The sequence below is a fragment of the Bradyrhizobium sp. Cp5.3 genome (genome assembly GCF_000426265.1).
Lineage (GTDB): Bacteria > Pseudomonadota > Alphaproteobacteria > Rhizobiales > Xanthobacteraceae > Bradyrhizobium > Bradyrhizobium neotropicale.
Genome location: NZ_AUFA01000019.1, coordinates 97,158 through 121,743, shown reverse-complemented (window position 1 = coordinate 121,743; position 24,586 = coordinate 97,158). Strand labels below are relative to the sequence as shown.

Annotated in this window: 27 protein-coding genes; 21 read left to right on the top strand and 6 right to left on the bottom strand. The window is 64.6% G+C overall.

The window, feature by feature from the left end; all coding sequences use genetic code 11:
• Positions 1 to 51: 51 nt before the first annotated feature.
• The 16 genes from urtA to K289_RS0124325 all read left to right on the top strand — a co-directional run bounded on the left by urtA (position 52) and on the right by K289_RS0124325 (position 14,895).
• A complete protein-coding gene (gene urtA, locus K289_RS0124400; RefSeq protein WP_027553952.1) occupies positions 52 to 1,374 on the top strand; it encodes an urea ABC transporter substrate-binding protein in 1,323 nt (440 codons plus the stop codon).
• A gap of 99 nt (positions 1,375 to 1,473) precedes the next feature.
• On the top strand, positions 1,474 to 3,084 hold the full coding sequence (gene urtB / locus K289_RS0124395) for an urea ABC transporter permease subunit UrtB (protein ID WP_027553951.1): 1,611 nt from the start codon (positions 1,474 to 1,476) through the stop codon (positions 3,082 to 3,084).
• Complete coding sequence (gene urtC, locus K289_RS0124390) at positions 3,081 to 4,259, top strand: urea ABC transporter permease subunit UrtC (RefSeq protein ID WP_027553950.1); 1,179 nt, start codon at positions 3,081 to 3,083, stop codon at positions 4,257 to 4,259. Before urtB ends, urtC begins: the two co-directional genes overlap by 4 nt.
• The gene (gene urtD / locus K289_RS0124385) at positions 4,256 to 5,017 is read left to right on the top strand and encodes an urea ABC transporter ATP-binding protein UrtD (protein WP_027553949.1); all 762 of its coding nucleotides are present in this window, start codon (positions 4,256 to 4,258) and stop codon (positions 5,015 to 5,017) included. Before urtC ends, urtD begins: the two co-directional genes overlap by 4 nt.
• Before the next feature lie 3 nt (positions 5,018 to 5,020).
• A complete protein-coding gene (gene urtE / locus K289_RS0124380) occupies positions 5,021 to 5,716 on the top strand; it encodes an urea ABC transporter ATP-binding subunit UrtE (RefSeq protein ID WP_027553948.1) in 696 nt (231 codons plus the stop codon).
• A 36-nt stretch (positions 5,717 to 5,752) separates the two neighbouring features.
• The gene (locus K289_RS0124375) at positions 5,753 to 6,598 is read left to right on the top strand and encodes an urease accessory protein UreD (RefSeq protein WP_027553947.1); all 846 of its coding nucleotides are present in this window, start codon (positions 5,753 to 5,755) and stop codon (positions 6,596 to 6,598) included.
• A 24-nt stretch (positions 6,599 to 6,622) separates the two neighbouring features.
• Positions 6,623 to 6,925, top strand: coding sequence for an urease subunit gamma (locus K289_RS0124370; protein WP_027553946.1), 303 nt, complete (start codon positions 6,623 to 6,625; stop codon positions 6,923 to 6,925).
• Between the two features lie 12 nt (positions 6,926 to 6,937).
• Complete coding sequence (locus K289_RS0124365; RefSeq protein WP_371260848.1) at positions 6,938 to 7,240, top strand: urease subunit beta; 303 nt, start codon at positions 6,938 to 6,940, stop codon at positions 7,238 to 7,240.
• Between the two features lie 315 nt (positions 7,241 to 7,555).
• Positions 7,556 to 8,095, top strand: coding sequence for an HD domain-containing protein (locus K289_RS0124360; RefSeq protein ID WP_027553944.1), 540 nt, complete (start codon positions 7,556 to 7,558; stop codon positions 8,093 to 8,095).
• Positions 8,092 to 8,658 carry a hypothetical protein gene (locus K289_RS0124355; protein ID WP_145927459.1) on the top strand — a complete coding sequence of 189 codons (567 nt, stop codon included), beginning with the start codon at positions 8,092 to 8,094 and terminating at the stop codon, positions 8,656 to 8,658. The genes K289_RS0124360 and K289_RS0124355 overlap by 4 nt, the downstream gene beginning before the upstream one ends.
• Positions 8,655 to 10,370, top strand: coding sequence for an urease subunit alpha (gene ureC, locus K289_RS0124350; protein ID WP_027553942.1), 1,716 nt, complete (start codon positions 8,655 to 8,657; stop codon positions 10,368 to 10,370). The genes K289_RS0124355 and ureC overlap by 4 nt, the downstream gene beginning before the upstream one ends.
• Positions 10,371 to 10,511: 141 nt before the next feature.
• Positions 10,512 to 10,811: a putative quinol monooxygenase gene (locus K289_RS0124345; RefSeq protein ID WP_027553941.1), complete on the top strand. Its 300-nt coding sequence runs from the start codon at positions 10,512 to 10,514 to the stop codon at positions 10,809 to 10,811.
• A gap of 13 nt (positions 10,812 to 10,824) precedes the next feature.
• Positions 10,825 to 11,469: an urease accessory protein UreE gene (ureE, locus tag K289_RS48895; RefSeq protein ID WP_084788698.1), complete on the top strand. Its 645-nt coding sequence runs from the start codon at positions 10,825 to 10,827 to the stop codon at positions 11,467 to 11,469.
• Entirely contained in the window at positions 11,450 to 12,178 is a 729-nt protein-coding gene (locus tag K289_RS0124335) for an urease accessory protein UreF (RefSeq protein ID WP_084788697.1), read from the top strand. Before ureE ends, K289_RS0124335 begins: the two co-directional genes overlap by 20 nt.
• Positions 12,179 to 12,286: 108 nt before the next feature.
• Positions 12,287 to 12,910 carry an urease accessory protein UreG gene (ureG, locus tag K289_RS0124330; protein ID WP_027553938.1) on the top strand — a complete coding sequence of 208 codons (624 nt, stop codon included), beginning with the start codon at positions 12,287 to 12,289 and terminating at the stop codon, positions 12,908 to 12,910.
• A gap of 326 nt (positions 12,911 to 13,236) precedes the next feature.
• A complete protein-coding gene (locus K289_RS0124325) occupies positions 13,237 to 14,895 on the top strand; it encodes an HWE histidine kinase domain-containing protein (protein WP_027553937.1) in 1,659 nt (552 codons plus the stop codon).
• A 258-nt stretch (positions 14,896 to 15,153) separates the two neighbouring features.
• Here K289_RS0124325 and K289_RS0124320 read toward each other — a convergent pair whose 3' ends face one another.
• Together K289_RS0124320 and K289_RS0124315 are read right to left on the bottom strand one after the other, a co-directional pair.
• Positions 15,154 to 15,702: a sigma-70 family RNA polymerase sigma factor gene (locus K289_RS0124320; RefSeq protein ID WP_027521710.1), complete on the bottom strand. Its 549-nt coding sequence runs from the start codon at positions 15,700 to 15,702 to the stop codon at positions 15,154 to 15,156.
• Positions 15,702 to 15,932: a NepR family anti-sigma factor gene (locus K289_RS0124315; RefSeq protein WP_027553935.1), complete on the bottom strand. Its 231-nt coding sequence runs from the start codon at positions 15,930 to 15,932 to the stop codon at positions 15,702 to 15,704. Before K289_RS0124315 ends, K289_RS0124320 begins: the two co-directional genes overlap by 1 nt.
• Positions 15,933 to 16,182: 250 nt before the next feature.
• On the opposite strand from K289_RS0124315, the gene K289_RS0124310 reads away from it, so the two are divergent.
• The 3 genes from K289_RS0124310 to K289_RS0124300 all read left to right on the top strand — a co-directional run bounded on the left by K289_RS0124310 (position 16,183) and on the right by K289_RS0124300 (position 18,487).
• Positions 16,183 to 16,989 (top strand): response regulator, encoded by an 807-nt coding sequence (locus K289_RS0124310; protein WP_027553934.1) that lies wholly within the window; start codon positions 16,183 to 16,185, stop codon positions 16,987 to 16,989.
• A gap of 191 nt (positions 16,990 to 17,180) precedes the next feature.
• Positions 17,181 to 17,780, top strand: a complete 600-nt coding sequence (locus tag K289_RS0124305) for a nuclear transport factor 2 family protein (protein ID WP_027553933.1) — start codon at positions 17,181 to 17,183, stop codon at positions 17,778 to 17,780.
• A 302-nt stretch (positions 17,781 to 18,082) separates the two neighbouring features.
• Positions 18,083 to 18,487: a hypothetical protein gene (locus K289_RS0124300; RefSeq protein ID WP_027553932.1), complete on the top strand. Its 405-nt coding sequence runs from the start codon at positions 18,083 to 18,085 to the stop codon at positions 18,485 to 18,487.
• Between the two features lie 40 nt (positions 18,488 to 18,527).
• On the opposite strand, the gene K289_RS0124295 is transcribed toward K289_RS0124300, so the two are convergent.
• The 3 genes from K289_RS0124295 to K289_RS0124285 all read right to left on the bottom strand — a co-directional run bounded on the left by K289_RS0124295 (position 18,528) and on the right by K289_RS0124285 (position 20,622).
• Positions 18,528 to 18,983 (bottom strand): hypothetical protein, encoded by a 456-nt coding sequence (locus K289_RS0124295; RefSeq protein ID WP_027553931.1) that lies wholly within the window; start codon positions 18,981 to 18,983, stop codon positions 18,528 to 18,530.
• A gap of 79 nt (positions 18,984 to 19,062) precedes the next feature.
• Entirely contained in the window at positions 19,063 to 19,428 is a 366-nt protein-coding gene (locus K289_RS0124290) for a YqjD family protein (protein WP_027553930.1), read from the bottom strand.
• Positions 19,429 to 19,506: 78 nt separating this feature from the next.
• Positions 19,507 to 20,622, bottom strand: a complete 1,116-nt coding sequence (locus K289_RS0124285) for an AI-2E family transporter (RefSeq protein ID WP_027553929.1) — start codon at positions 20,620 to 20,622, stop codon at positions 19,507 to 19,509.
• A gap of 205 nt (positions 20,623 to 20,827) precedes the next feature.
• Here K289_RS0124285 and K289_RS0124280 point away from each other — a divergent pair, with 205 nt between their 5' ends.
• A complete protein-coding gene (locus K289_RS0124280; protein WP_027553928.1) occupies positions 20,828 to 21,625 on the top strand; it encodes a L,D-transpeptidase in 798 nt (265 codons plus the stop codon).
• Positions 21,626 to 21,642: 17 nt separating this feature from the next.
• Positions 21,643 to 22,293, top strand: coding sequence for a DUF2865 domain-containing protein (locus tag K289_RS0124275; protein WP_027553927.1), 651 nt, complete (start codon positions 21,643 to 21,645; stop codon positions 22,291 to 22,293).
• 79 nt (positions 22,294 to 22,372) lie between these two features.
• Here the strand turns inward: K289_RS0124275 and K289_RS0124270 are convergent, their stop codons facing one another.
• Positions 22,373 to 24,466 carry a methyl-accepting chemotaxis protein gene (locus K289_RS0124270; RefSeq protein ID WP_027553926.1) on the bottom strand — a complete coding sequence of 698 codons (2,094 nt, stop codon included), beginning with the start codon at positions 24,464 to 24,466 and terminating at the stop codon, positions 22,373 to 22,375.
• Positions 24,467 to 24,586: the final 120 nt, after the last annotated feature.

The following is a 24,586-nucleotide window of genomic DNA, read 5'->3' as shown; positions in this document are numbered from 1 at the left end:
TGGGGCCGTTCGCAGCGTTTTTCACGTCTGCGTCAGGGAGATGATAGACCCATGCTTACCAAATCCACTCACGATATAGCGGCGTCATTTAGCCGCCGCGGCGTGCTCGCCGCGACCGCCGGACTGATGCTCGGTCTGGCTTCCTTTACCGGTGCGAAGGCTGCGGACGACACCATCAAGGTCGGCGTGCTTCATTCCCTGTCCGGCACCATGGCCATCAGCGAAACCACGCTGAAGGACACCATCCTCTTCCTGATCGACGAGCAGAACAAGAAGGGCGGCGTGCTCGGCAAGAAGCTCGAGGCCGTCGTCGTCGATCCCGCTTCCAACTGGCCGCTGTTCGCCGAGAAGGCGCGCGAGCTGATCACCAAGGATAAGGTCTCGGTCGTGTTCGGCTGCTGGACCTCGGTGTCCCGCAAGTCCGTGCTGCCGGTGTTCAAGGAGCTGAACAACATCCTGTTCTACCCCGTGCAGTACGAGGGTGAGGAGAGCGAGCGCAACGTGTTCTACACGGGTGCTGCGCCGAACCAGCAGGCGATCCCTGCCGTCGACTACCTGATGAAGGAAGAGAAGGTGAAGCGCTGGGTGCTCGCGGGCACCGACTACGTCTATCCGCGCACCACCAACAAGATCCTGGAAGCCTATCTGAAGTCGAAAGGTGTCGCCCAGGAAGACATCATGATCAACTACACGCCGTTCGGTCACTCCGACTGGCAGACGATCGTGGCCGACATCAAGAAGTTCGGCTCGGCCGGCAAGAAGACCGCGGTGGTCTCGACCATCAACGGCGACGCCAACGTTCCCTTCTACAAGGAGCTCGGCAACCAGGGCATCAAGGCGAAGGACATCCCGGTGGTCGCGTTCTCGGTGGGTGAGGAAGAGCTCGCCGGCATCGACACCAAGCCGCTGGTCGGCCATCTCGCCGCCTGGAACTACTTCGAGTCGATCAAGAATCCGGCGAACGAGAAGTTCATCAAGGACTGGCAGACCTACACCAAGAATCCGAAGCGCGTGACCAACGATCCGATGGAAGCGCACGTGATCGGCTTCAACATGTGGGTGAAGGCAGTCGAGAAGGTGAAGTCGACCGATCCGGACAAGGTGATCGACGCGCTCCCCGGCATCGAAGCGCCGAACCTGACCGGTGGCGTATCGAAGATGCTGCCCAACCACCACATCACCAAGCCGGTGTTCATCGGCGAGATCAAGGGCAACGGCCAGTTCGACGTGGTCTGGAAGACTCCGAGCCTCGTTCCGGGCGACGCCTGGTCGAAGGAGCTCGACGGCTCCAAGGACCTGATCGGCGACTGGGTCCAGAAGAAGTGCGGCAACTTCAACGTCAAGACCAACAAGTGCCTCGGCTCGGGATCCTGATCCAGGGGCACCCGACCGAGGTCTGACGGTCCATTGCACGCTAGGAGAGGGCGGCGATCCCGCCGCCCCCTCCACCCATTTCTGCCGGGGTTTTTCACTGTGCCAGCCAAACTGTCCGCTCGACTCTGCTCGCTTCTGCTCGCATTGCTCCTGGTCGCGTTCGCGCTGCCGGCTTTCGCCGGTCCGTTCGAGGATGCGGTCGCCAAATTTGCCAACGACGAATTCTCCGATACGGAGGAGGCGATCGGCGTGATCGCGAGCAGCGGCAATCCGCTGGCCTTTTCGATCATCAGCGCGCTCCAGGACGGCCGCCTGATGGCCGATCCCGACAGCAAGAAGGTCTATGTCACCGGCACCGACGGCAAATCGGTCGACGCCGCGACCGGACAGCCGGTCGCCAGCGTGCCCGACAGCGCCAGCGCGGTCCGCCTCAATAACCGCCTGCGCCGTAGCGTCGATGCCGCGCTCGGCAGCCTGACGCTGCAGTCGCCGGATCTGGCGACGCGCCTGCAGGCCGCGCAATCCGTGTTCAAGTCGCATGAGGAGACGGCGCTCGATGCCGTCGAGAGCGCGCTCGCCAAGGAAACCAACAGGTCGGTCAAGTCGGCGCTGGGCGAGGCCCGCGCGGCGATCCTGCTGTACAAATCCGACGCCACCGAGGTGCAGAAGCTCGAGGCGGTCGCCATCATCAAGGCGCGCGGCGACCAGGAAGCGCTTGCGCTCCTCACCGGCATCGGCGGCGACCAGCCGGCTTCGGTGACCAAGGCGGCAGCAAGCGCGATCGGATCGATCCAGAGCTCGCTCGCGGTCTGGTCCACGGTGCAGAACGCCTGGTACGGCCTCTCGCTCGGCTCGGTGCTGCTGCTCGCGGCGATCGGGCTTGCGATTACCTTCGGTGTGATGGGCGTCATCAACATGGCCCATGGCGAGATGGTGATGATCGGGGCCTACACCACCTTCGTGGTGCAGGAGGTGATCCGCACCCGCTATCCCGGCCTGTTCGACTATTCGCTGCTGATTGCCGTGCCGCTTGCCTTCCTCGTCGCCGGCGCGATCGGCGTCTTGATTGAGCGCAGCATCATCCGCTTCCTCTATGGCCGTCCCCTGGAGACGCTGCTGGCGACCTGGGGCCTGTCGCTGGTGCTGCAGCAGGCCGTGCGCACGGTGTTCGGCCCGACCAACCGCGAGGTCGGCAACCCCTCCTGGATGAGCGGCGCCTTCGAGCTCGGGCAGATCACCATCACGTACAACCGGCTCTGGATCCTCGTCTTCACGCTCGCTGTGTTTGCGATCCTGCTCGCCATGCTGCGCTACACCGCGCTTGGCCTCGAGATGCGCGCGGTGACGCAGAACCGCCGTATGGCGGCCTCGATGGGCATCGCCACCTCGCGCGTCGACGCGCTGACCTTCGGCCTCGGCTCGGGCATCGCCGGCATCGCCGGCGTGGCGCTGTCGCAGATCGACAATGTCAGCCCCAATCTCGGCCAGAGCTACATCATCGACAGCTTCATGGTCGTGGTGTTCGGCGGCGTCGGCAATCTCTGGGGCACGCTCGTCGGCGCCTTCACGCTCGGCATCGCCAACAAGTTCCTGGAGCCGGTCGCCGGCGCCGTGCTCGGCAAGATCGCGATCCTGGTTCTGATCATCCTGTTCATTCAAAAGCGCCCGCGCGGCCTGTTCGCGCTCAAGGGCCGTGCGGTGGAAGCATGACCCCTCACATGCTCACGCGATCGCCGGACCGCGGCGCGACGATCTTCCTCGCCATCGTCGCGGCCTGCGGGATCCTCATCCCGCTCTCCAACCTGCTGTTGCCCGCGAGCTCGTTCCTCCAGGTGCCGACCTATCTCGTCGCGCTGTGGGGCAAATATGTCTGCTACGCCGTCCTGGCGTTGTCGATCGATTTGATCTGGGGCTATTGCGGCATTCTCTCGCTCGGCCACGGCGCGTTCTTCGCGCTCGGCGGCTACGCGATGGGCATGTACCTGATGCGGCAGATCGGCTCCCGCGGGGTCTACGGCAATCCGATCCTGCCGGACTTCATGGTGTTCCTGAACTGGGAGAAGCTGCCCTGGTACTGGTACGGCTTCGACATGTTCTGGTTTGCGGCGCTGATGGTGCTGGTGGTGCCGGGTCTGCTCGCCTTCTGCTTCGGCTGGCTCGCCTTTCGCTCCCGCGTCACCGGCGTGTACCTGTCGATCATCACGCAGGCGATGACCTATGCGCTGCTGCTCGCGTTCTTCCGCAACGATTTCGGCTTCGGCGGCAACAACGGCCTGACCGACTTCAAGGACATCCTCGGCTTCAACGTCCAGGCCGAGGGCACGCGTGCGGCGCTGTTCGCGCTGAGCTGCCTGGCGCTGATCGTCGGCTTCCTGGTCTGCCGCGCCATCGTCTCCTCCAAACTCGGCAAGGTGCTGATCGCGGTACGCGATGCGGAGTCGCGTACGCGCTTCCTCGGCTACCGCGTCGAATCCTACAAGCTGTTCGTGTTCACGGTGTCGGCCTGCATGGCCGGCGTCGCCGGCGCGCTCTACGTGCCCCAGGTCGGCATCATCAATCCGAGCGAATTCGCGCCGGGCAACTCGATCGAGGCGGTGATCTGGGTCGCGGTCGGCGGCCGCGGCACGCTGATCGGCGCCGCGCTAGGCGCCGTCGTCGTCAACTACGCCAAGACGTTCTTCACCTCCGGCATGCTGGCGCCGTACTGGCTGTTCATGCTGGGTGCGCTGTTCATCCTGGTGACGCTGCTGTTGCCGAAAGGCATCGTCGGCACCTTCAATTCCTGGTGGGAGTCGTCCAGAGAAAAACGCCTGGCCGGGGCCGCTGCGAGCGCCGCGGCTGAAGACGGCATCACCGAGCCGAAGCTGGCGGAGAAGCGGTCATGAACGTCATGGACACCCGCGCGACTTCCGCAATGCTCTATCTCGACGGCGTGCACGTCTCGTTCGATGGCTTCCACGCCATCAACAATTTGTCGCTGACGCTCGAGCCCGGCGAGATGCGCGCCATCATCGGCCCGAACGGTGCCGGCAAGACCACGATGATGGACATCATCACCGGCAAGACCAAGCCCGACGAGGGCACTGTGCTGTTCGACGGCGTCACCGACCTGACGCGGCTGGATGAGACCCGGATCGCCGAGCTCGGAATTGGCCGCAAATTCCAGAAGCCGACCGTGTTCGAGAGCCAGACGGTTCAGGACAATCTGCTGCTCGCGCTCAACGTCGATCATTCCGTGCGCGGAACGCTGTTCTGGCGCGGCAGCAGGGCGGAGTCGGAGCGCATCGACAAGGTGCTGGAGACGATCCGCCTTACCGACGCGCGCAACCGCCTCGCCGGCAGCCTCAGCCATGGACAGAAGCAGTGGCTCGAGATCGGCATGCTGCTCGCGCAGGATCCGAAGCTGCTGCTGGTCGACGAGCCCGTTGCCGGGATGACGGACGTGGAGACGCATCTCACCGCGGAGCTGCTCAAGGAGATCAACAAGACCCACACCGTCATGGTGGTCGAGCACGACATGACCTTCGTGCGCGAGCTCGGCGTCAAGGTCACCTGCCTGCACGAAGGCTCCGTGCTTGCGGAGGGCACCATCGACCAGGTCTCGTCCAACGAGCGGGTCATCGAAGTGTATCTGGGACGCTGACGCATGCTCGAGGTCAAGGACATCAATCTCTTCTACGGCGCGGCACAGGCGCTGCGCGGCGTCTCGATCTCGGCCGAGCCGGGCAAGGTGACCTGCGTGCTCGGGCGCAACGGCGTCGGCAAGACCTCGCTTTTGCGCGCCATGGTCGGCCAGTATCCGATCTCGTCGGGCTCGATCGTGTTCGACGGCAGCGACATCACCTCGCTCAAGCCCTATGAGCGGGCGCGCAAGGGCATCGGCTTCGTGCCGCAGGGCCGCGAGATCTTTCCGCTGCTGACGGTCGAGGAGAACCTCAGAACCGGCTTCGGTCCGCTCAAGCGCGAGGACAAGCACATTCCGGACGACGTGTTCTCGTTGTTTCCGGTGCTGGAATCCATGCTCGGCCGGCGCGGCGGCGACCTCTCCGGCGGCCAGCAGCAGCAGCTCGCGATCGGACGCGCGCTGGTGATGCGGCCAAAACTGCTCCTGCTCGACGAGCCGACCGAGGGCATCCAGCCCTCGATCATCAAGGACATCGGCCGTGCCATCTCCTACCTGCGCAACCTCGGCAACATCGCCATCGTGCTGGTCGAACAATATCTCGACTTTGCCTGCGAACTCGGCGACAGTTTTGCCGTGATGGACCGCGGTGCGGTGAAATTCACCTGCGACCGCAGCAATCTCGACCCGGGCGAAATCAGCCGCCAGATGGCGCTGTAGGCCGGGACATTCTGCGGCGACCGGCTGGGGAGACGGATGCGCAGCGAGCTATCAGCCAATTCTTCCGAGTTGGAGTCTTCCGTGTTCGAGGCCAACCGCGCCCGCGGCGCGGTGCGGTTCGACGTGCATGCCAGGGATGGGGTGACGCGGCGTGGAGCCCTGCATGAGTCCGGCTCCCTGCGCGTGCGATTTCCCTCGCCGGAGGGCGAGGGAATGTCCGGCGTCTTTGTCAACACGGCTGGCGGTGTCGCCGGCGGCGATAGCTTCGACATCGAGATCACGGCGACCGATGCCGCGCGGCTGACGCTGACCACGGCGGCCGCGGAAAAGATCTATCGCGCGCCCGGGCCGGCGGCGCAGCTCAACATCGCCTTGAAGGTCGGCGCTGGCGCGTATCTTTCCTGGCTGCCGCAGGAGACGATCCTGTTCGATCGCGCGCGCGTGCAGCGCCGCTTCGACATCGAGCTCGATGAGACAGCGTCGCTCCTGCTTTGCGAGATCGTGGTGTTCGGCCGCACCGCCATGGGCGAGCGCATGGAGCAGGGCGAGTTCGTCGACCGCTGGCGCCTCTCCCGCGGCGGCAAGCTGGTGTTTGCCGAGACCGTCAGGCTTGACGGCGACATCGGCAAGAAGCTCGCGCGGCCAGCGGTCGCCAAGGGTGGGGCTGCGATCGGCACGGCCCTGATCGTGCCGGGCGACGAGGCTCTGGTCGAGCGCATCCGCGAGGCGGCGGACTCTTTTGCCGGCGAGGTCGGGATATCCGCCTGGAACGGATTTGCAATGGCGCGCTTCTGTGCCCAAGATGCGGCGCGCTTGCGCGCCGACATGATGGCGGTGCTGGCGCGCACGGGTGCGGCCTTGCCGCGGCTGTGGCTGAATTGACGATGTGAAGGGAAGAGATTTCGCATGAACCTGTCTCCCCGCGAAAAGGACAAGCTTCTGATTTCGATGGCGGCCATCGTGGCGCGACGGCGGCTCGACCGCGGCGTCAAGCTCAACCATCCCGAGGCGGTTGCGATCATCTCCGATTTCATTCTCGAAGGCGCGCGCGACGGCCGCACCGTCGCCGAACTGATGCAATCCGGCGCCCAGGTGCTCACCCGCGACCAGGTGATGCCGGGTATCCCCGAGATGATCCACGACATCCAGGTCGAGGCGACCTTTCCGGACGGGACAAAACTCGTCACCGTGCACGAGCCGATCAGGTAGGAGCGCAACATGATCCCCGGTGAACTCTTCATCCAGGACGGCGAGATCGAGCTCAACGCCGGCCGCAAGACCGTGACGCTGACGGTCGCCAACACCGGCGACCGCCCGATCCAGGTCGGCTCGCACTACCATTTCTTCGAGACCAACCCCGCGCTGAAGTTCGACCGCAAGAAGGCGCGCGGCATGCGCCTCGACATCGCCGCCGGCACCGCCGTCCGCTTCGAACCCGGCCAGACCCGCGACGTCCGACTCGTCGCCATGGCCGGCAAGAAGACCATCTACGGTTTTCGAGGCGACGTGATGGGAAAGCTGTAGGGCAAGGCCGAGGCGAGTGCCGTGATCCACAGTGAGGTGAGCACAGCTGTCTCGCTCCCTCCCCCCTTGCGGGGAAGGGTCGGGGAGGGGGGTGAGCCCCGGGCTCTGGCAGGAGTGATTGTGCACGCTCGCGCAAGCCAGTTGCGTGGCGAAATTGATTTCACTGAGAGCGCTGCCCTCACGATACTGCAGGCCGCGGAGCAAGGTGCACCCCCCTCCCTAGCCCTCCCCCGCAAGGGGAGAGGGAACGGAGAGGCCGTGTCCAGGAACGAAGTACGTAACGGCACGGTTGAGGCGGAAACGGAGGTTCTTGCCATGCTGTCACCCGTCCGCCTCATCTCCGAAGCTGCCGAGCTTGCCGCGCGCCGACACAACGGCATGGCGCGCAAGGGCCGCGGCAATGAGCCTTACATCAATCATCTGGCTGAGGTCGCGAACCTGCTTGCGGCCGCGACCGATGGTGCCGATGCCGAGCTGGTTGCGGCCAGCTGGCTGCATGATGCGATCGAGGATACCGACACCACGCGCGAGGAGCTCGCGCAGAAGTTTTCCGAGCGTGTCGCCGCGCTCGTGGTCGAATGCACCGACGACATGAGCCTGCCGAAAGCCGAGCGGCGGCGCCGGCAGGTGGTGGATGCGCCGAAGAAGTCGGCCGGCGCCAGGCTGATCAAGATCGCCGACAAGATCAGCAATATCGGCGCACGCATCCACTCGGAACCGACCCCCGAAGAGCGCGAAGACCTCGTCGACTATCTCAGCTTCTCCGAGAAGGTTGTGGCTGGTTGCCGCGGCACCAATGTGGTGCTGGATCGCATTTTCGATGAAACAGTCGCGCTTGCGAGGAGCACGCTGTGAGTGCTGCCACGGGATCTCGTGCAAACGGGTACGTCCTGCGAGTGGTCGGTGCGTTCATCGCTTGCCCGGGTATTCTTTGCTGTATCTGCGGAGCAGCCTTCGCAGATGAAACGAAATGGCGCCTGGCAAAGCCCGTCGGCGACACGCTGATGCTCTATACGGCGGACACCGATGAGGCGACCGATGCGCTTGGAGCTCTCGTTCTTGAGTGCCAAGCCGGTTCGGGCCTTGCGAAGGTCGACAAGGTCATCGTGGATAAGAACGAGAGGAGCGCGATTGCCAAATTGGTCGTCGACGACAGTTATCCAACCGTGGAACTCAATCCCGGACCTGAGAAATCAAGTCTTGACGCGATTACCAGTTCGGACGTCAGCGGCTGGGGATACCGTTTTCAGATCAGCACGGATGCGCCGGCGTTCGACCTGTTCAGCAACACGGGCATTCTCAAGTTCAAGATCGGCGGCAGTTCGATTCAGTCCGGTATCAAGGCCGGTCTCGACAAGATAACCGAATTTCAAACAGCCTGTAGCAAGCCACTCGACAGACCAAAGGCTTCAAAATGACATCCAGAATTTCCCGACGCGTCTATGCCGACATGTTCGGCCCCACCACCGGCGACAAGGTGCGGCTGGCCGACACCGACCTCATCATCGAGGTCGAGAAGGATTTCACCACCTATGGCGAGGAGGTGAAGTTCGGCGGCGGCAAGGTCATCCGCGACGGCATGGGGCAGTCGCAGGTCACCAACCGGCAGGGCGCGGCCGACACGGTCATCACCAATGCGCTGATCGTCGATCACTGGGGCATCGTGAAGGCCGACGTCGCCATCAAGGACGGCATGATCTCGGCGATCGGCAAGGCAGGCAATCCCGACATCCAGCCGGGCGTCACCATCATCATTGGCCCCGGCACCGACGTGATCGCGGGCGAAGGCAAGATTCTCACCGCCGGTGGCTTCGACAGCCACATCCACTTCATCTGCCCGCAGCAGATCGAGCACGCGCTGATGAGCGGCGTCACCTCGATGCTTGGCGGCGGCACCGGTCCCTCGCACGGCACCTTCGCCACCACTTGCACGCCGGGCCCCTGGCACATCGCGCGGATGATCCAGTCGTTCGACGCTTTCCCGGTCAATCTCGGTATCTCCGGCAAGGGCAACGCCTCGCGGCCCGCCGCGCTGGTCGAGATGATCAAGGCCGGCGCCTGCGCGCTGAAGCTGCACGAGGACTGGGGCACCACTCCGGCCGCGATCGACAACTGCCTGTCGGTTGCGGACGATCACGACATCCAGGTGATGATCCACACCGACACGCTGAACGAATCCGGCTTCGTCGAGGACACGATCAAGGCCTTCAAGGGCCGCACCATCCATGCCTTCCACACCGAAGGCGCCGGCGGCGGTCACGCCCCCGACATCATCAAGGTCGCAGGCCTGAAGAACGTGCTGCCGTCCTCGACCAACCCGACGCGGCCCTTCACCCGCAACACCATCGACGAGCATCTCGACATGCTGATGGTGTGCCACCACCTCGATCCCTCGATCGCGGAAGACCTCGCCTTTGCCGAGAGCCGCATCCGGAAGGAGACCATCGCAGCCGAAGACATTCTGCACGATCTCGGCGCGCTCTCGATGATGTCCTCGGACTCGCAGGCCATGGGCCGGCTCGGCGAGGTCATCATCCGCACCTGGCAGACCGCGGACAAGATGAAGAAGCAGCGCGGATCGCTGCCGCAGGACAAGGGCAAGGACAACGACAACTTTCGCGTCAGGCGTTACATCGCGAAGTACACCATCAATCCGGCGATTGCGCATGGCGTCTCAAAACTGATCGGCTCGGTGGAGAAAGGCAAGCTCGCCGACCTCGTGCTGTGGTCGCCCGCCTTCTTCGGCGTCAAGCCGGACTGCATCATCAAGGGCGGCTCGATCGTGGCGGCACCCATGGGCGATCCGAACGCCTCGATCCCGACGCCGCAGCCGGTGCATTACCAGCCGATGTTCGGCGCCTTCGGCAAGGCGCGGACGGCATCTTCCGTCGTCTTCACCTCGAAGGCCGCCGTCACCGGCGGGCTTGCGCGGAAGCTTGGTATCGACAAGAAGCTCTATGCGGTCCAGAACACCCGCGGAAAGATCTCCAAGAAGAGCATGATCCATAACGACGCCACGCCCAAGATCGAGGTCGATCCGGAGACCTACGAGGTCCGCGCCGACGGCGAGTTGCTCACCTGCGCGCCCGCCGAGGTGCTGCCGATGGCGCAGCGATATTTCATGTACTGAAATAGCGCCTCAACACATGTCCCAAAAGTATGTCCCGGGGGGAGGGTCCGGAGGCAGCTTTTCCCGATTTGCGTTCGATCCCGCCTGGTCTAATGTCGCGCCCGGTATCTTACCTCAGAAGAAAAGCCGGGAGGATTTCTCGTGATCTACGTCGTTGCCACTTTGACCATCAAGCCCGAAACGCGCGCCGAATTCATCGCAGCCGCCACCGCGTGCATCAAGGAGACGCGGAAGGAGCCCGGCAACATCGCCTATGATTTGCATGAGAGCGTCACCGATCCCTCCAAGATGGTGTTCGTCGAGCAGTGGGAAAATGCCGAGGCGCTGGTGCCGCATCGTGCCATGGAGCACATGAAGACGTTCGGCCGCGTGGCTGTGAAGTGTTTTACGGCACCGCCGAAGATCGAAGTGATCACGCCGGAAAAGGTCGAGACCAGGTAACAGGGTAAAGTATATGATCCGGGCGACGCAGGTTAGGGGACAGCACCGCTTCGCGGAAGCAGCGGCGGATACGGTCGTGCTCGATTTCGACGATCGGCACCGCCGTCGCATGGCGATGACGGGCACGCGCGGGCTCGAATTCCTGCTTGATCTCGAAAACGCCGTCGCCCTGCGTGGCGGCGATGCCCTGGTGCTGGAGGACGGCCGGCTGGTCGAGGTGGTCGCGGCGCCCGAGCCGCTGCTGGAGATCCGCGGCCGGGATCCGCACCACCTCATCCGTGTCGCCTGGCATCTCGGCAACCGCCATCTGCCGACGCAGATCATGGCCAAGAGCCTGCGCATCCGCCGCGACCATGTCATCGAGGCGATGGTGAAAGGGCTGGGTGCGCGCGTGATCGAGATCGAGGCGCCATTCGATCCCGAAGGCGGCGCCTATGCCGACGCAGCTCATGGGCATGACCACACGCATGGGCATGACCATGCGCATCATGATCACGGCCATCACCATCACGATCATGACCACGATCACCGCGGCCATGATCACCATCATCATGATCATGCCGCGCATGACCACGGCCACGATCATCATCACCACGATGAGCATTGCGACCATCCGGACCATCACCACGGCCACAACCATGCTCATGACCACAAATGAGCCGGTCGAGGCCGGCCGTTTGACCGAGCATGAGGCGGCGGCGCTGTATCGTCTGATGACCTGGCTATCGCCGGCCTTTCCCGTCGGCGGCTTCTCTTATTCCAGCGGCATCGAATGGGCGGTCGAGGCGGGCGACATTGTCGACACCGCGACGCTCGCCGATTGGCTCGACGCGATGCTCGGCGACGGCTCGGGCTTCTGCGACGCGACCTTCCTCGTCCACGCCTATCTTGCCGCCGAGGCGGGCAAGGATGCCTCGCTATGCGAGATCGCAGAGTTCGCTGCGGCCTTTGTGCCCTCGCTCGAGCGGCAGCTCGAGACGACCTCGCAGGGGCGCGCCTTCGTCGACATCGCGCGAGCGGCGTGGGATGCCGACCGGCTGGATGCCATGGTCGCGGCATGCCGCACGCCATTGGTCTATCCCGTCGCTGTCGGCGTGGTCGCGGCCGCCCATGGCGTGCCGCTCGCGCCGACGCTGCACGCCTTCCTGCACGCGTTGGTCTCGAACTGGATCTCCGCGGCGAGCCGGCTCATTCCGCTCGGCCAGACCGACAGCCAGCGCGTGCTGGTGAGGCTGGAAGCTGCGGTCGCCGCGACCGCCAATCGTGCTCTGCTTGCGACGCTGGACGATCTCGGCGGCGCGACGTTTCGCGCCGACCTCGCCAGTCTCCGCCACGAGACGCAATATACGCGGCTGTTCAGGTCGTAACCACGAATGCACGTGGCTATGCATCGGTGTGGCCTCAGCTTGCCGCGACAATAGAGTTCGGTGGTAATGGGTCCTGGCTTTCGCCAGGACGACGATAGGAACGGATCAATGGCTAAATCTCACGGCCCCCTGCGCGTCGGTGTCGGCGGCCCGGTCGGATCGGGCAAGACTGCGCTGATGGACCTGCTCTGCAAGACCATGCGCGAGCGCTACGACATCGCCGCGATCACCAACGATATCTACACCAAATGGGATGCGGAATTCCTGGTGCGCTCGGGCTCGCTGACGCCGGACCGCATCGCCGGCGTCGAGACAGGCGGCTGTCCGCACACCGCGATCCGTGAGGACGCCTCGATGAATCTCGCTGCCGTAGCGGACATGCGCGCAAAGTTTCCCGATCTCGACCTGGTGCTGATCGAGTCCGGCGGCGACAATCTCGCTGCCACTTTTTCCCCGGAGCTCGCCGATCTCACGATCTATGTCATCGACGTGGCGGCGGGCGACAAGATTCCGTCCAAGGGCGGCCCCGGCATCACCCGGTCCGACCTCCTGGTCATCAACAAGATCGACCTCGCGCCCCATGTCGGCGCCTCCCTGGAGAAGATGCAGACCGATGCCAAGCGGATGCGAGGCGAGCGTCCCTTCGTAATGACCAACCTGAAGAAGAGCGAGGGGCTCGACCGCATCGTCGGCTTCATCGAGGCCAAGGGTGGTTTGAAGAGGGGGGTTTGAAGAGCGAGGTTTGAAAGGTCGGCTAGCGGTGCGCGACGACATAACGCAGGCTTTTCCGGTCGTTAACGCCTGCGGCCAAACTTATCCGCGGAACAAATTTGCGCCATGGCGATTAACGATCTTGGTGCCCGGAGCAAAGCCGTATTGGCCGGACGTTCGGCCGGGCGAATTAAGCTTTTCGGGCAACCCAAGTTGCGTCCTGATGCCTCCTCCTTCATTATTGGCTTCGTCACTGAGGTCCACTCTGTTTCGGCACTTGGCCGTTCGAGCGGCGTTCATATGCTCCGTGTTTGTTGCCGACCTCCCACTTTCTTCTGAGTAGACGCGTGGTCCGGCTGGGTTTCATCATCGGCTTCATCGCCCTGCTCGGAGCCCTGCTCTCCGGGCTCGCGGCCTATCGCGTGCACGACCAGGAGCTGGCGCTCGACCGCATCGCGCTGGCGCGCGCCATCGACGTGCATGCGAGCCTGGTGCAGGACCGGCTGACCGAGCGCGAGCTGCTCGCGCGTGTCGCCTCCGGCCTGTTCCGCGCGCCGTCCGTGATCAAGCCCAACATGCTGGAGCCGCTGCGCTCGGCCATCTACGCCTTCAAGACCGATTTCGTGGTGGCCGGCTGGATCGCCCGCCTCAAGCCAAACGAGCTGGCCGCGGCGCAGACGGCGATCGCGGGCGCGGGCTTTCCCAATCCGAAGATACGCACCTTCGACGACAAGCCGATCGATCCCGCCACCGTCACCCAGCCGATCGATGTGCTGATGGACCTCGAGCCGCGCAGCGACGAGACCAAGGCGCTGCCCGGCCGCAGCTACGATCAGGATCCGGTTCTCAGCGCCATGCTGACGCGGGCCAGGGTCGAGAAGAGGTCGGTCGCCTCCGACCCGGTGCCGCTGCTGCGCGGCAACGGGCCGGTCGGCGTCGTCGTGGCCGCGCCCGTCATTCCCGAGGGCGCGACCGAGCCGGCGGGCTTCATCACGTTTTCCTACGAACTCGCCTCGCTGATGCTGACCAATGACGATCTGTCGTTGTTCTCCGTGGCGCTGAAGGATCCGCGCAAGGACGGCAGCGAGCTCGTGGCCAATGACCAGGGCGTGGTCTCCACGCGCCTCGCGTTGGCCGATGGGCCGGCGCCGTCGGCGACGCGCACGCTGAGCTTCGGCGGCCGCGACTGGCAGTTCAGCTATTATGCCAAGACCAATTCGGCACGGCGCGCGGAGCAGACCGCCGTCATCGTGGCGGCGATCGGCTTCGCCATCACGGCGATGGTCTGCGGTCTGTTCGGTTATGTCGCCTACAACAATCTGAGGCTCAGCCGGGAAATCCAGGTGCGGATCGGCTTCGAGCGGCGCCTGACCGCGGTCATCGACGAGCTGAATCATCGCGTCAAGAACATCCTGGCGGTGATCCAGTCGATCGTGACGCGCACGCTGCGCCACGGCTCCGACATCGATGTCGCGCGCGAGCTGTTGATCGGGCGCATCCACGCCATGTCCAACGTGGTCTCGCTGCTCAGCGAGAGCCAGTGGCAGGGTGTCAAGCTGAAGGGCCTGTTCGAGGCACGCGCCATTCCACATGCCGATCGCATCGCCGTCAGCGGTCCGGACATCGCGGTGAGCGCGCGCGCAGCGCAAAGCCTGTCGCTGCTGTTCTTCGAGCTCGCCTCGCATTCCGACGAGGGGTTGTCGCTGGTCGGCAAGCATCCGCACATCACCGCGAACTGGACGGTGACGGGCGAAGAGGGCGCGGAGATCTTCCACTTCCGCTGGGAGGAGTTCAACACCAGCGAGGCGACGCGCCGTCCCGATTCTGATTTCGGTCTGATCCTGCTCGATCGCGTCGCCCCCGAAGCGCTCGGGGGCGCCGCCAAACGCTATTTCACCGACGCCTCCTACATCTACGAACTGACCGCGCCGATGGAGACCGTCGTCGACATGACCGAGCGCGACCGCACCGAGAAATTCTCGCAGCCAGTGCGGCCGGTGCGCTAGAGTTGGATGCGGTAAAAGCTGCCGCGAGCTCCTTTTCCCTCTCCCCTTGTGGGAGAAGGTGGCGCGAAGCGCCGGATGAGGGGTTCTATCCGCGAACTCAAATCGAGAGGTTCACGCGCGGAGCGAGACCCCTCATCCGGCGCGCTACGCGCGCCACCTTCTCCCACAAGAAGGGGAGAAGGGAAGACGCGCATGTGGAGGCGGCCGCCCAATCAGGCGGCCACCTCCACCTTTCCTCGCTGTTCTGACTGCTGCCGGCTAGCCGCCGCTGCCGCCGATCACGGCGCGCACGGTCTCGTCCGGGCCGAAGTCCTCGGCGCCGTCGACATAGAGCAGGGCCGCGAGCTTCGAGCGCGCGCGGTTGACGCGACTCTTGATCGTGCCGACCGCGCAGCCGCAGATCGAAGCCGCGTCCTCATAGGAGAAGCCGGAGGCACCCACCAGGATCAGTGCTTCGCGCTGGTCCTGCGGAAGCTTGTCGAGCGCAGCGCGAAACTCTTCGAACTCGAGGTGCGCGTTCTGCGACGGCTGCGTCTTCAGCGTCTTGGCGTAGTTGCCTTCCGCATCCTCCACCTCCCGCCGCCGCTTGCGATAGTCGGAGCGGAACAGGTTGCGAAGGATCGTGAACAGCCACGCCGGCAGGTTGGAGCCGGGCTGAAACGAATCGATGTTGGCGAGCGCCCGCAGCAACGTTTCCTGCACCAGATCGTCGGCGCGATCGGCGTTGCCGCTAAGCGAGATGGCGAAGGCGCGCAGGCTCGGCACGGCCGCCAGGATATCGTCGCGCAGGGATTCAGTGAGGGGCATTAGTCCCTCCCATGGTTGTCGTTGGTTCCCCCATCGTTTTCCACCTGGGGTGTCGCGCCCGGCGCATCAAGCTTTTTTATGAGCTCCGCGAACCGGTCGGGAACGCCCTGCCGCACGACATCGTCGTACATGGCGCGCAACTGGTGCCCAATCCGGGACTGAATCTCCGGCGTGAGGCCACCCTTGCCGGGGGTCGTGTTCTTGCTGGCTTGAGACTTTAGATCTTTCATGACTTGAGATCTTTCATGACCTGTTCCACGCTTCCCCGAGTTAAGTGACTGCAAAACAGAGACTTTTTCTCAATCGGGAGCCGTTCCCTGGACTGGGCTAATGCAAGCGCGAAGAAAAAGTTCCAGCCGCCGCGGAACTTTTCTTGGTTTCAGGCGTAAGTCAGGGCGAGCAGGGGAGGTCCGGGCTGGCCTCTGCCGTAACTGACGCTTGGTCCACTTGAGGATTGGCCCGAAGATGAATGGAGTGGGGATGTCCCGTTCACAGCTTGTTGCTGAACACTTGCCGTTATTGCGCCGGTATGCACGCGCCCTGACGGGCAGCCAGGCCTCCGGCGACGCCTATGTCGCAGCCATGTTGGAAGCCATGCTCGGCGATCCCTCCGTGCTCGATGAGAGCCACGGACCGCGGGCCGGCCTGTTCCGGCTGTTCACCCAGATCTGGAATTCGGTCTCGGTCAACGACGACTCCGAAGTCACCACCTTGCCGATGCCGCCGGAGCGGCGGTTGTCGAACATCACCCCGCTGCCGCGCCAGGCGTTCCTGCTGCTGTCGCTCGAAGGATTTTCGGAAGAGGAAGTCGCCTTCATCCTCGGCACCGATGTCGCGGAGACGCGCCGTCTCGCCGACGCCGCGGGACGCGAGATGGCCGCCGAGATCGCCACCGAGGTGCTGATCATCGAGGACGAGACCTTCATCGCCATGGACCTCGAGAGCCTGGTGAAGAACCTCGGCCACAACGTCGTCGGCGTCGCCCGCACCCATTCGGATGCGGTGGCGCTGGCCAAGAACAAGCGGCCGGGCCTGATCCTCGCCGACATCCAGCTCGCCGACGGCTCCTCGGGTCTCGACGCCGTCAACGAGCTCCTGCGCACGTTCGAGGTGCCGGTGGTGTTCATCACCGCCTATCCGGAGCGCTTCCTCACCGGCGAGCGTCCCGAGCCGGCATTCCTGATCTCGAAGCCGTTCCAGCCCGCAATGGTGTCGGCGGTGGCGAGCCAGGCGCTGTTCTTCCAGCGCAACTCGCGCAACCGCGCGCCGAAAGCGCCTGCGGCGTAAGGAAGGCGCCCGCACTTCGGCGCGTAATGACGATTTGATCCGGCGTACCGCAGGGTGCGCCGGATTTTTCTTGCCGGCTTTTCTTGCCGGGTTCTTCCTGGCGGCTTGCCGCGCTTGACGGGCGCCGAATGGATTGCTCATACGTCGTGCAGCAGCCGCGTTGCGGCGGCGACGCAATGGGAGATCTATCCATGGACCAGCCGCTGCTCGATCGTCTTGCCATCCGCGACCTCGTCGAGAACTGGGCGGTCTGGCGCGATGCCGGCGACTGGGAGCGCTTTGCCACCGTCTGGCACGAGGAAGGCTGGATGTCCGCCACCTGGTTTCAGGGCCCGGCGCGGGATTTCATCCGCGTCAGCCAGGAAGGATTCGCCAAAGGTGTGCGCATCCTGCATTTCCTCGGCGGCACCAGCATCGATCTTTCCGGCGAGCGCGCCATCGCGCAGACCAAGATGACCATCTCGCAGCGCGCGCCGGTCCACGACGTGCTCTGCGACGTCGTCTGCACCGGACGCTTCTACGATTTCCTGGAGAAGCGGCAAAGCAAGTGGGGCATTGTTCGCCGCCAGCCGATCTACGAGAAGGACCGGATCGATCCGGTCGATCCTTCGGCAATCCTCCCCCTCGATGCGCAGGCTCTGGCCGCGCTGCCCGAGGGGTATCGCCACCTCGCCTACATGCAGGAGCTGATCGGTTACAAGGTCAAGCGCGACATGCCGGGCCTTGTCGGCGCCGAAGTCGAGAAGCTCTATGCCGAAGGGCAGGAGTGGCTCGCGGGGAAGGCGAAGTAAGCTGGGGCAAAAGCAAACCGCAAAAAAAACAAACCGCAGAAAAAAGTAAGGCGCGACTGGCATCACCACAGTCGCGCCCTACGTCGCCGGTTTATGGGGCAGGGGGGAATAACCGGCTGTTGAGACGACTCCCGGCCGCGAAAGTCGTTCCAAGCCCGATCCAAATTTTTTTTTGAGCTGCGCGATTTTTTTGAGCCGCGCGATTTTTTTCGCACACGGTTAAGTGATCGTAGCGCCCGAGAACCCCGGACATTCCGGCAGCGTTGTTCCGCCGATCGCCATGGGGCGAGGGACGAACAATAATGTCACAGATTCACAAAGTATTTTTGGGCGCCGTCGCAATTGCCGCGACGCTTGGTGCAGTGCAATTCGCCTCCGGCCATGACCTTGCCAGCCGCTGGCAGGCCATTTCCGACAAGCCTAGTCATATCGTCAATCGTGCCGGCAAGGCAGACCGGGCCGCCGAGCTGAAGCCGGCCGCGACTCCGACCCGCACCGTATCGATGCGGCTCAACGATCTCGCCGATACGTCGGTCCTGTTGCGGGTTCCTGCGGTGATCGAGGCTGGCAATGCCAGCAATGCCAAGCCCCCGCCGTCTCTGCTGAAGAAGCAGGGCCGCAGCAAGCCGACGATCGCCTGCGAGCCGATGGTCAGCTCGCTGACCGAGGTCGCAAAGCTGCTGCAGCCTGGCCGCTGCGTGACCTGATCCCCGCGGGATGATTCTGATCTGAATTTTCCGCCAGCGCTTACTCGGCCGGCTCGGCCGCGGCGTCTTCCGCTGCGCCGCCGCGGCTCGCCATGATCCCGAGCGCGACGCCGCCGATGGCGAGGATCGGCAGCAGCCGCTTGATACCGATGGCGCGGACGATCTGAAGCCCGGTCGCGAGCAGCATGGGGTCGGTCAGCATGCTCTGCGCCGCCGACTTCGCGGCGCGCTCGGCGGCGATGCGGGCGCGCTTTTGCACCGCCCGCTTGTAGCCCCAATACGTCGCCGCTGCGGCCACGGTGAGCAGGAAGAAGATGCCGGCGCCGGCGAGGCATGCCTGCACGGGACCATATTTTTCCAGGACCGATATGAATGCTGCCGCGCACAGGAAGCATGTGGTGATGAAGAGTGCGAATGCGGCGCCGGCGGCGAGGGACGTCAGCCGTACCGTCGTGCCTGTCGACGCGCTGATGCTGTCAACGATACGCTGAAACATGGTCTTGCTCCTCAAATGCCCACAAGCCAGCCGCGGCGGCGCGGCGCGCCGCCGTCACCCGAACGGTCACCCCGCATCGTCAGCGGCGCCAGGCGAGGCCGATCAGGAAGCCGATACCGAGCGCGAGCCCGACGGTTGCGAGCGGGCGCTGGGTGATCGCGTCCTCCAGCGTCTCCTCGATCGAGCCATAGGCGTCCTGCGCCGCGTCCATCATCGCGCTGCTGCGCTCCGACATGTCATCCATCGCCGAATCCACGTTCTGGCGTGCCTGGCGATAGCCGCGCCGCGCCTGCTTGCCGGCTGAATTGGCGAAGGTGTTGAGCGCGTCGGTGATCTGTTCGGTGAGGGCTGCGATATCGCTTTTCACGGCTGCTACATCCTTCTCGAGGCGTTCTCTGGTGGCCTTGTCGGTCCAGTCTCTCATTCCGGCTTCGGTCGTTGACATCAGAAGCTCCGAATTGTTGGCGGCTGAGATGACCGGGAAACGTTTCGTCATCGGCTAAGTTCCGCCGCGGAAACCCGGTCACGCCTGCGGCAGCTGCGGCGAGTCCGCCGGCATCAGATGCTCCTTCACGATCAGCGCGACGATCAGCAGCGGCGACGACAGGAAGGCGCCCATCGGCCCCCACATCCAGGTCCAGAATGCCAGCGCGAGCAGAACGGCCAGGGCATTCAATGCCAGCCGCCGGCCGATGATGGTCGGCGTGACGAAGTGGCCTTCCAGGAAGGCGATACCGCCGAAGGCGAGCGCGGCGACGAGGCCGCCGCTGATGGTCGGGAAGGCGACGAGCCCCACCACGACGAGCACGGCGAACATTGCGATCGGACCGATGATCGGGATGAAGTTCAGCGTCGCCGCCAGCGCGCCGAGCCCGGCCGGATTCGGCATGCCGGTGAGGGCGCAGACGATTCCGGTGGCGATGCCGAGGCCGATATTGATGACGCTCACGGTCAGGAGGTAGCTGCCGAGATGGTCCTCGATCTCGTTGAGGATGCGGAGCGTGCGCAGCCGCGCATCACGGTCGCTGAACGTCATGATCAGCGCCCGCCGCAGGTCGCGCCAGCTCGCGATGAACAGGATGAGCGTGGCGAAGAACAGCAGGAATTCGGTGAAGGTCGGCGACAGGAATTCCAGCGTCGGCTGCACCCATTCGAATTTCGGCATCTGGAAGCTCGGCAGCGCTTCCGAGCCGCCGCCGACCATGGCCTGCAGCTCCTGCCACAGCGCCAGCGGCCGGTCGAAGACGTGCAGCTTGTCCTTCAGCTGCGCGCCCAATTCCGGCAGGCGCGAGCTCCACTCCATCGCGGGCGAGGCGATCAGCGCGACGACGAAGGCGACCAGAGTGGTCACTGTTATGACGATCAGCACTGCGCCGAGCGCGCGCGGCACCTTCTGCCGCTCCAGGAAGTTTGCAGCCGGCGACAGCATGGTGCCGGTGACGAAGGCCATCACCACGGGCAGGAAGAACGCCTTGCCGACATAGAGCACGGTCGCGATCGCAATGACCAGTAATCCTGCGAGCGCGAAGGCGACGAACTCGGTGCGACGGATGACGGGCGGCAGCTCACTGTGGCTGTCGGGAAGCGGTGCGCCTTCGCTGTTGCCGGGGATCAGACGTTCACTGGGAAGGACGCGCACAATACCTCTCCCGCACGGGAAATCTGCTCCGCGCCCATTGGTAGAGTGAGAACGCGTCAGCAGCGCGCGGGTTCCGTCGCGCCTTCGTGAACAAGCGCTCGCTTGACTGTGACGTCGCCGCAAGTGTTCGCGGAACTTGAGTCGGTCCGCGGGCGTTTGTTGGAGCACCGCATCACCCAGATGCACACATCCAACGGGGCAGCACATGACAAAGTTATCTGCAGTCCGCCGCCGCTTCTCGCCGCGCGCCGCCACCGCTCTTGCCTTCGCGACAGCATTGTTGACCGTGCCGTTCGGCGCCGCGCACGCGCAGATGTTCGGCTATGCGCCGGTACAGCCGCTGGCATATCCGCAGGACCAAGGCTATTCGCGGGGTTACACAAACCAAGCGCCTCAGGCCGTCGACGAGGATGCCGCGCTGCCCGAGCGCCTGCGCAAGCAGATCGTCAGCTTCGACCGCAGCGAGCCGGCCGGCACCATCGTCATCGATACCGGCAACACCTACCTCTACTATGTGCTCGGCAATGGCCGCGCCATCCGCTACGGCGTCGGCGTTGGCCGCGACGGCTTCACTTGGTCGGGCGTGCAGAGCGTCGCGCGCAAGGCGGAATGGCCGGACTGGCATCCGCCGGCCGAGATGATCGCGCGCCAGCCCTATCTGCCGCGTTTCGTCGCCGGCGGCCCGGGCAATCCGCTCGGCGCGCGCGCGATGTATCTCGGCTCCAGCGAATACCGCATCCACGGCACCAACGATCCCAGCACGATCGGCAAGTTCGTTTCCTCCGGCTGCATCCGCATGACCAATGAGGACGTCATCGATCTGTTCGGCCGGGTCAATGTCGGCGCCAGGGTGGTGGTGCTGCCGAAGAGCGCGCCGCTGATGGCCAAGGGTGGCGACAAGGGGGGCGACAGGAGCGGTGATGCCGTGCGCAAGCGACCGGCGGCGACGACGCTGCCTTCGGGCCGCCAGGCCCTGAGCATCGCGACGTCGTCGGTGAACTGAAGAGCATATGAGGCTGCATGAATAGACGTTCGATCGGCAAACCGGCCTGGATCGCGGCACTCTTTACCGTCGTGTCTCTCGGCCTGGCGCCGACCCCGTCGGCGCGCGCGCAGGATTTCTTCTCGGCACTGTTCGGCGGCTTCCGGATGCGGCCGCCGCCGCAGATCCGGGTACCGTTCCCGACCGACGACGTGCCGCGTTACGAGACGCCGCGCTCGCGCGCCAGCTATGATGGCGGCGCGGCCTATTGCGTGCGCAGTTGCGACGGCCGCTACTTTCCGGCGCAGGGCAATGATGCCGAGAGCAAGGCGCAATCCTGCAAGAACTTTTGTCCGGCCGCCGAAACCTCGCTAGTCTATGGCAGCAACATCGACGACGCCGCGACCGACAGCGGAAAGTCCTATTCCGACCTGCCGAACGCATTCCGCTACCGCAACGAGATCGTGGCGGGCTGCACCTGTAACGGCAGGGATGCGGTCGGGCTCGCGCCGGTCAAGGTCGATGACGATCCGACCTTGCGCAAGGGCGACATCGTCGCGGGCCGGGACGGCCTCGTCGTCGCCAACCGCAACGCCAGCGATCGCAGCGGCGCCGCAATGAACTTCTCCCCGCTGCCGGAGAAGGTCCGCGCCAAATTCCGCCACCTGCCGGTGGTCGCGAAGGAGTAGGGGGAGGGACTCAGCTTTACGTGCTGATCGTCGCCCAGTCTTCGCCGGGACGACACCGAGAGTGTGATGGCTGGGTACCCTACGCCGCGCGGATCTTGCCGAGGAAATCGCTGACCTGATGGCCGAGCTGCCGGCTCTGGGTCTCCAGCATTTCGGACGCCTGCCTGACGTTCTCTGCCGCGCCGGCGGCGGTGTCGGCGTCGGCTTTCACGCCGGTGATGTTGTCCGAGACATTCTTGGTGCCCTGCGCCGCATATTGCGTGCTGCGGGTGATCTCCTGCGTGGCCGCACCCTGCTCCTGCACGGCGGCGGCAATAGCAGTGGCAACCTCGTTCACCTCGCCGATGATGCCGCCGATCGCCTGGATCGCGCTGATGGCGTCGCCCGCGACCTTCTGAATGTCGGCGATCTGCTCGGAGATCTCCTCCGTTGCCTTCGCGGTCTGGCTCGCCAGCGACTTCACCTCGGAAGCCACCACCGCAAAGCCGCGACCGGCCTCACCGGCGCGCGCCGCTTCGATCGTGGCGTTGAGCGCCAGCAAATTGGTCTGTGCCGCGATGCTGTTGATCAGGCCGACGACCTCGCCGATGCGGCCGGCCGATTGCGCCAGCCCCTGCACGGTGCCGTCGGTCTCGCGCGCCTGGTTGACGGCGCGACTGGCGATGCCGGCCGCATGCGCCGCCTGCTGGCTGATGTCGTTGATCGAGGCGCTGAGCTCCTCGGCTGCGGCGGCGACGCTTTCGACACTGCCGGAGGCGTCGTTTGACGCCTTGCCCGCGACCTCGACGCGTTCATTGGTCTGGCGCGACACGGCGGACAATTCGCCCGAGGTCTTGCGCATTTCGGCCGACGCATCGCTCAACTCGCCCAGCGACTTCTGCACCACGCCCTCGAATTCGCCGACATAGGCCTCGACCGCGCGTTGGCGCGCAGCGGCGCCGGCATTGCGCTCGCGCTCCTGCGCCTCGATCTTCAGCTTGTCGATCGCCTGCTGCTTGAAGGTTTCCAGCGCGCCGGCGAGTGCGCCGATCTCGTCGTGACGGTCGAGATAGCCGCTGTCGACGCCGAGGTCGCCGCCGGCGACCTTCAGCATGGCATCGCGGATCCGGTGCAGCGGCGTGATCACGCGGCGGCTCACCGCCAGCATCGCGGCGCCGGTCAGGGCGATTGCGATCGCGAGCAGTGCCGTATTGACGATCAGCGACTGCACCGCAGTCGCGCGCTGGGCCGCCGAATGGTCCTTGGCGGCAGCAAGCGCGGCGTCGGCGAGCTTCACCGCGGTCATCATGCGGTTGACCGAATAGGGGCTCCACTGATTGGCCGTCATCGACGGCTTCTCACCCTTGGCGACGGCCGCGATGATGCCGTCACGCGTGCTCCCATATTGGGGGTCGAAATAGACGGATTTGGCTTCTGCCATCGCCGCGCTCAACGCCGGCGGCAGTTGCATACCGGTAGCGGCAAGCTCGATCGCGTTCCAGGCGGTCGCGGTGCCGCCGACCCATTTCGTATAGGCGAGCTGGACCTCAGGCGCGATCTTGCCGCTGCCGAGTGCGTTGCCGACGATCAGCGAGGATTCGCCGGCGTTCAGGCGCAGCAGCCAGGCCATCTGCTTGATCATCAGCGGCTGGTCGATGGTCGGGTCCTGGTGGTTGACGCTTGCGGCGAGGAGGGGCGACAGCTTTTCGAGGATCGCCATCAACCCGTCCTCGCTGTCGGTGTATTCCTTGGCGAGCGCCGTGCGGCGCGACGCCTTTGGCTTGGCGACCTCGGTCCAGAATTCCGCCTGCGCCGCGAGCAGCGCCTTGTTGAACCGGTCGAGGTCGGCGACCATCGCGTCGCGCTGCGGGAGGTCGATCGAAGGCAGGATCTCGATCGCGCGGGCCAGTGCCGGCATCAGGTCGTTACGGATGTCGCGGATATATGTCTCGATGTCCTTGTCCATCTGGATATCGGACGTGAGTTGCCGGTTGCTGGTCGAGCGGTCGGCGCGGATGTTGGCCATTGCCTTGAACACGTCCGCCGAGGCTGCCGAAATCGCGACGATCCGATTGGTCGCTTGCAGCCGGGTCCAGGAGCTCCAGGCATTCAGCGAGAATCCGACGTCCACGACGAGCGCGGTGGACAGGATCACTGCCTTCAGCAGCGAAGATACGGTCAAGCGATTGAGCATGGGACACCCCGGTACGTTTCGAAGTTCGTGGCCCCCAACGGCAGCCCCCACGAACTTCGAGAACCAAGGGATGCACGCACTGCGCGTATGCCTCCTGGCAGGCGCGCTGGGCGCATTTGG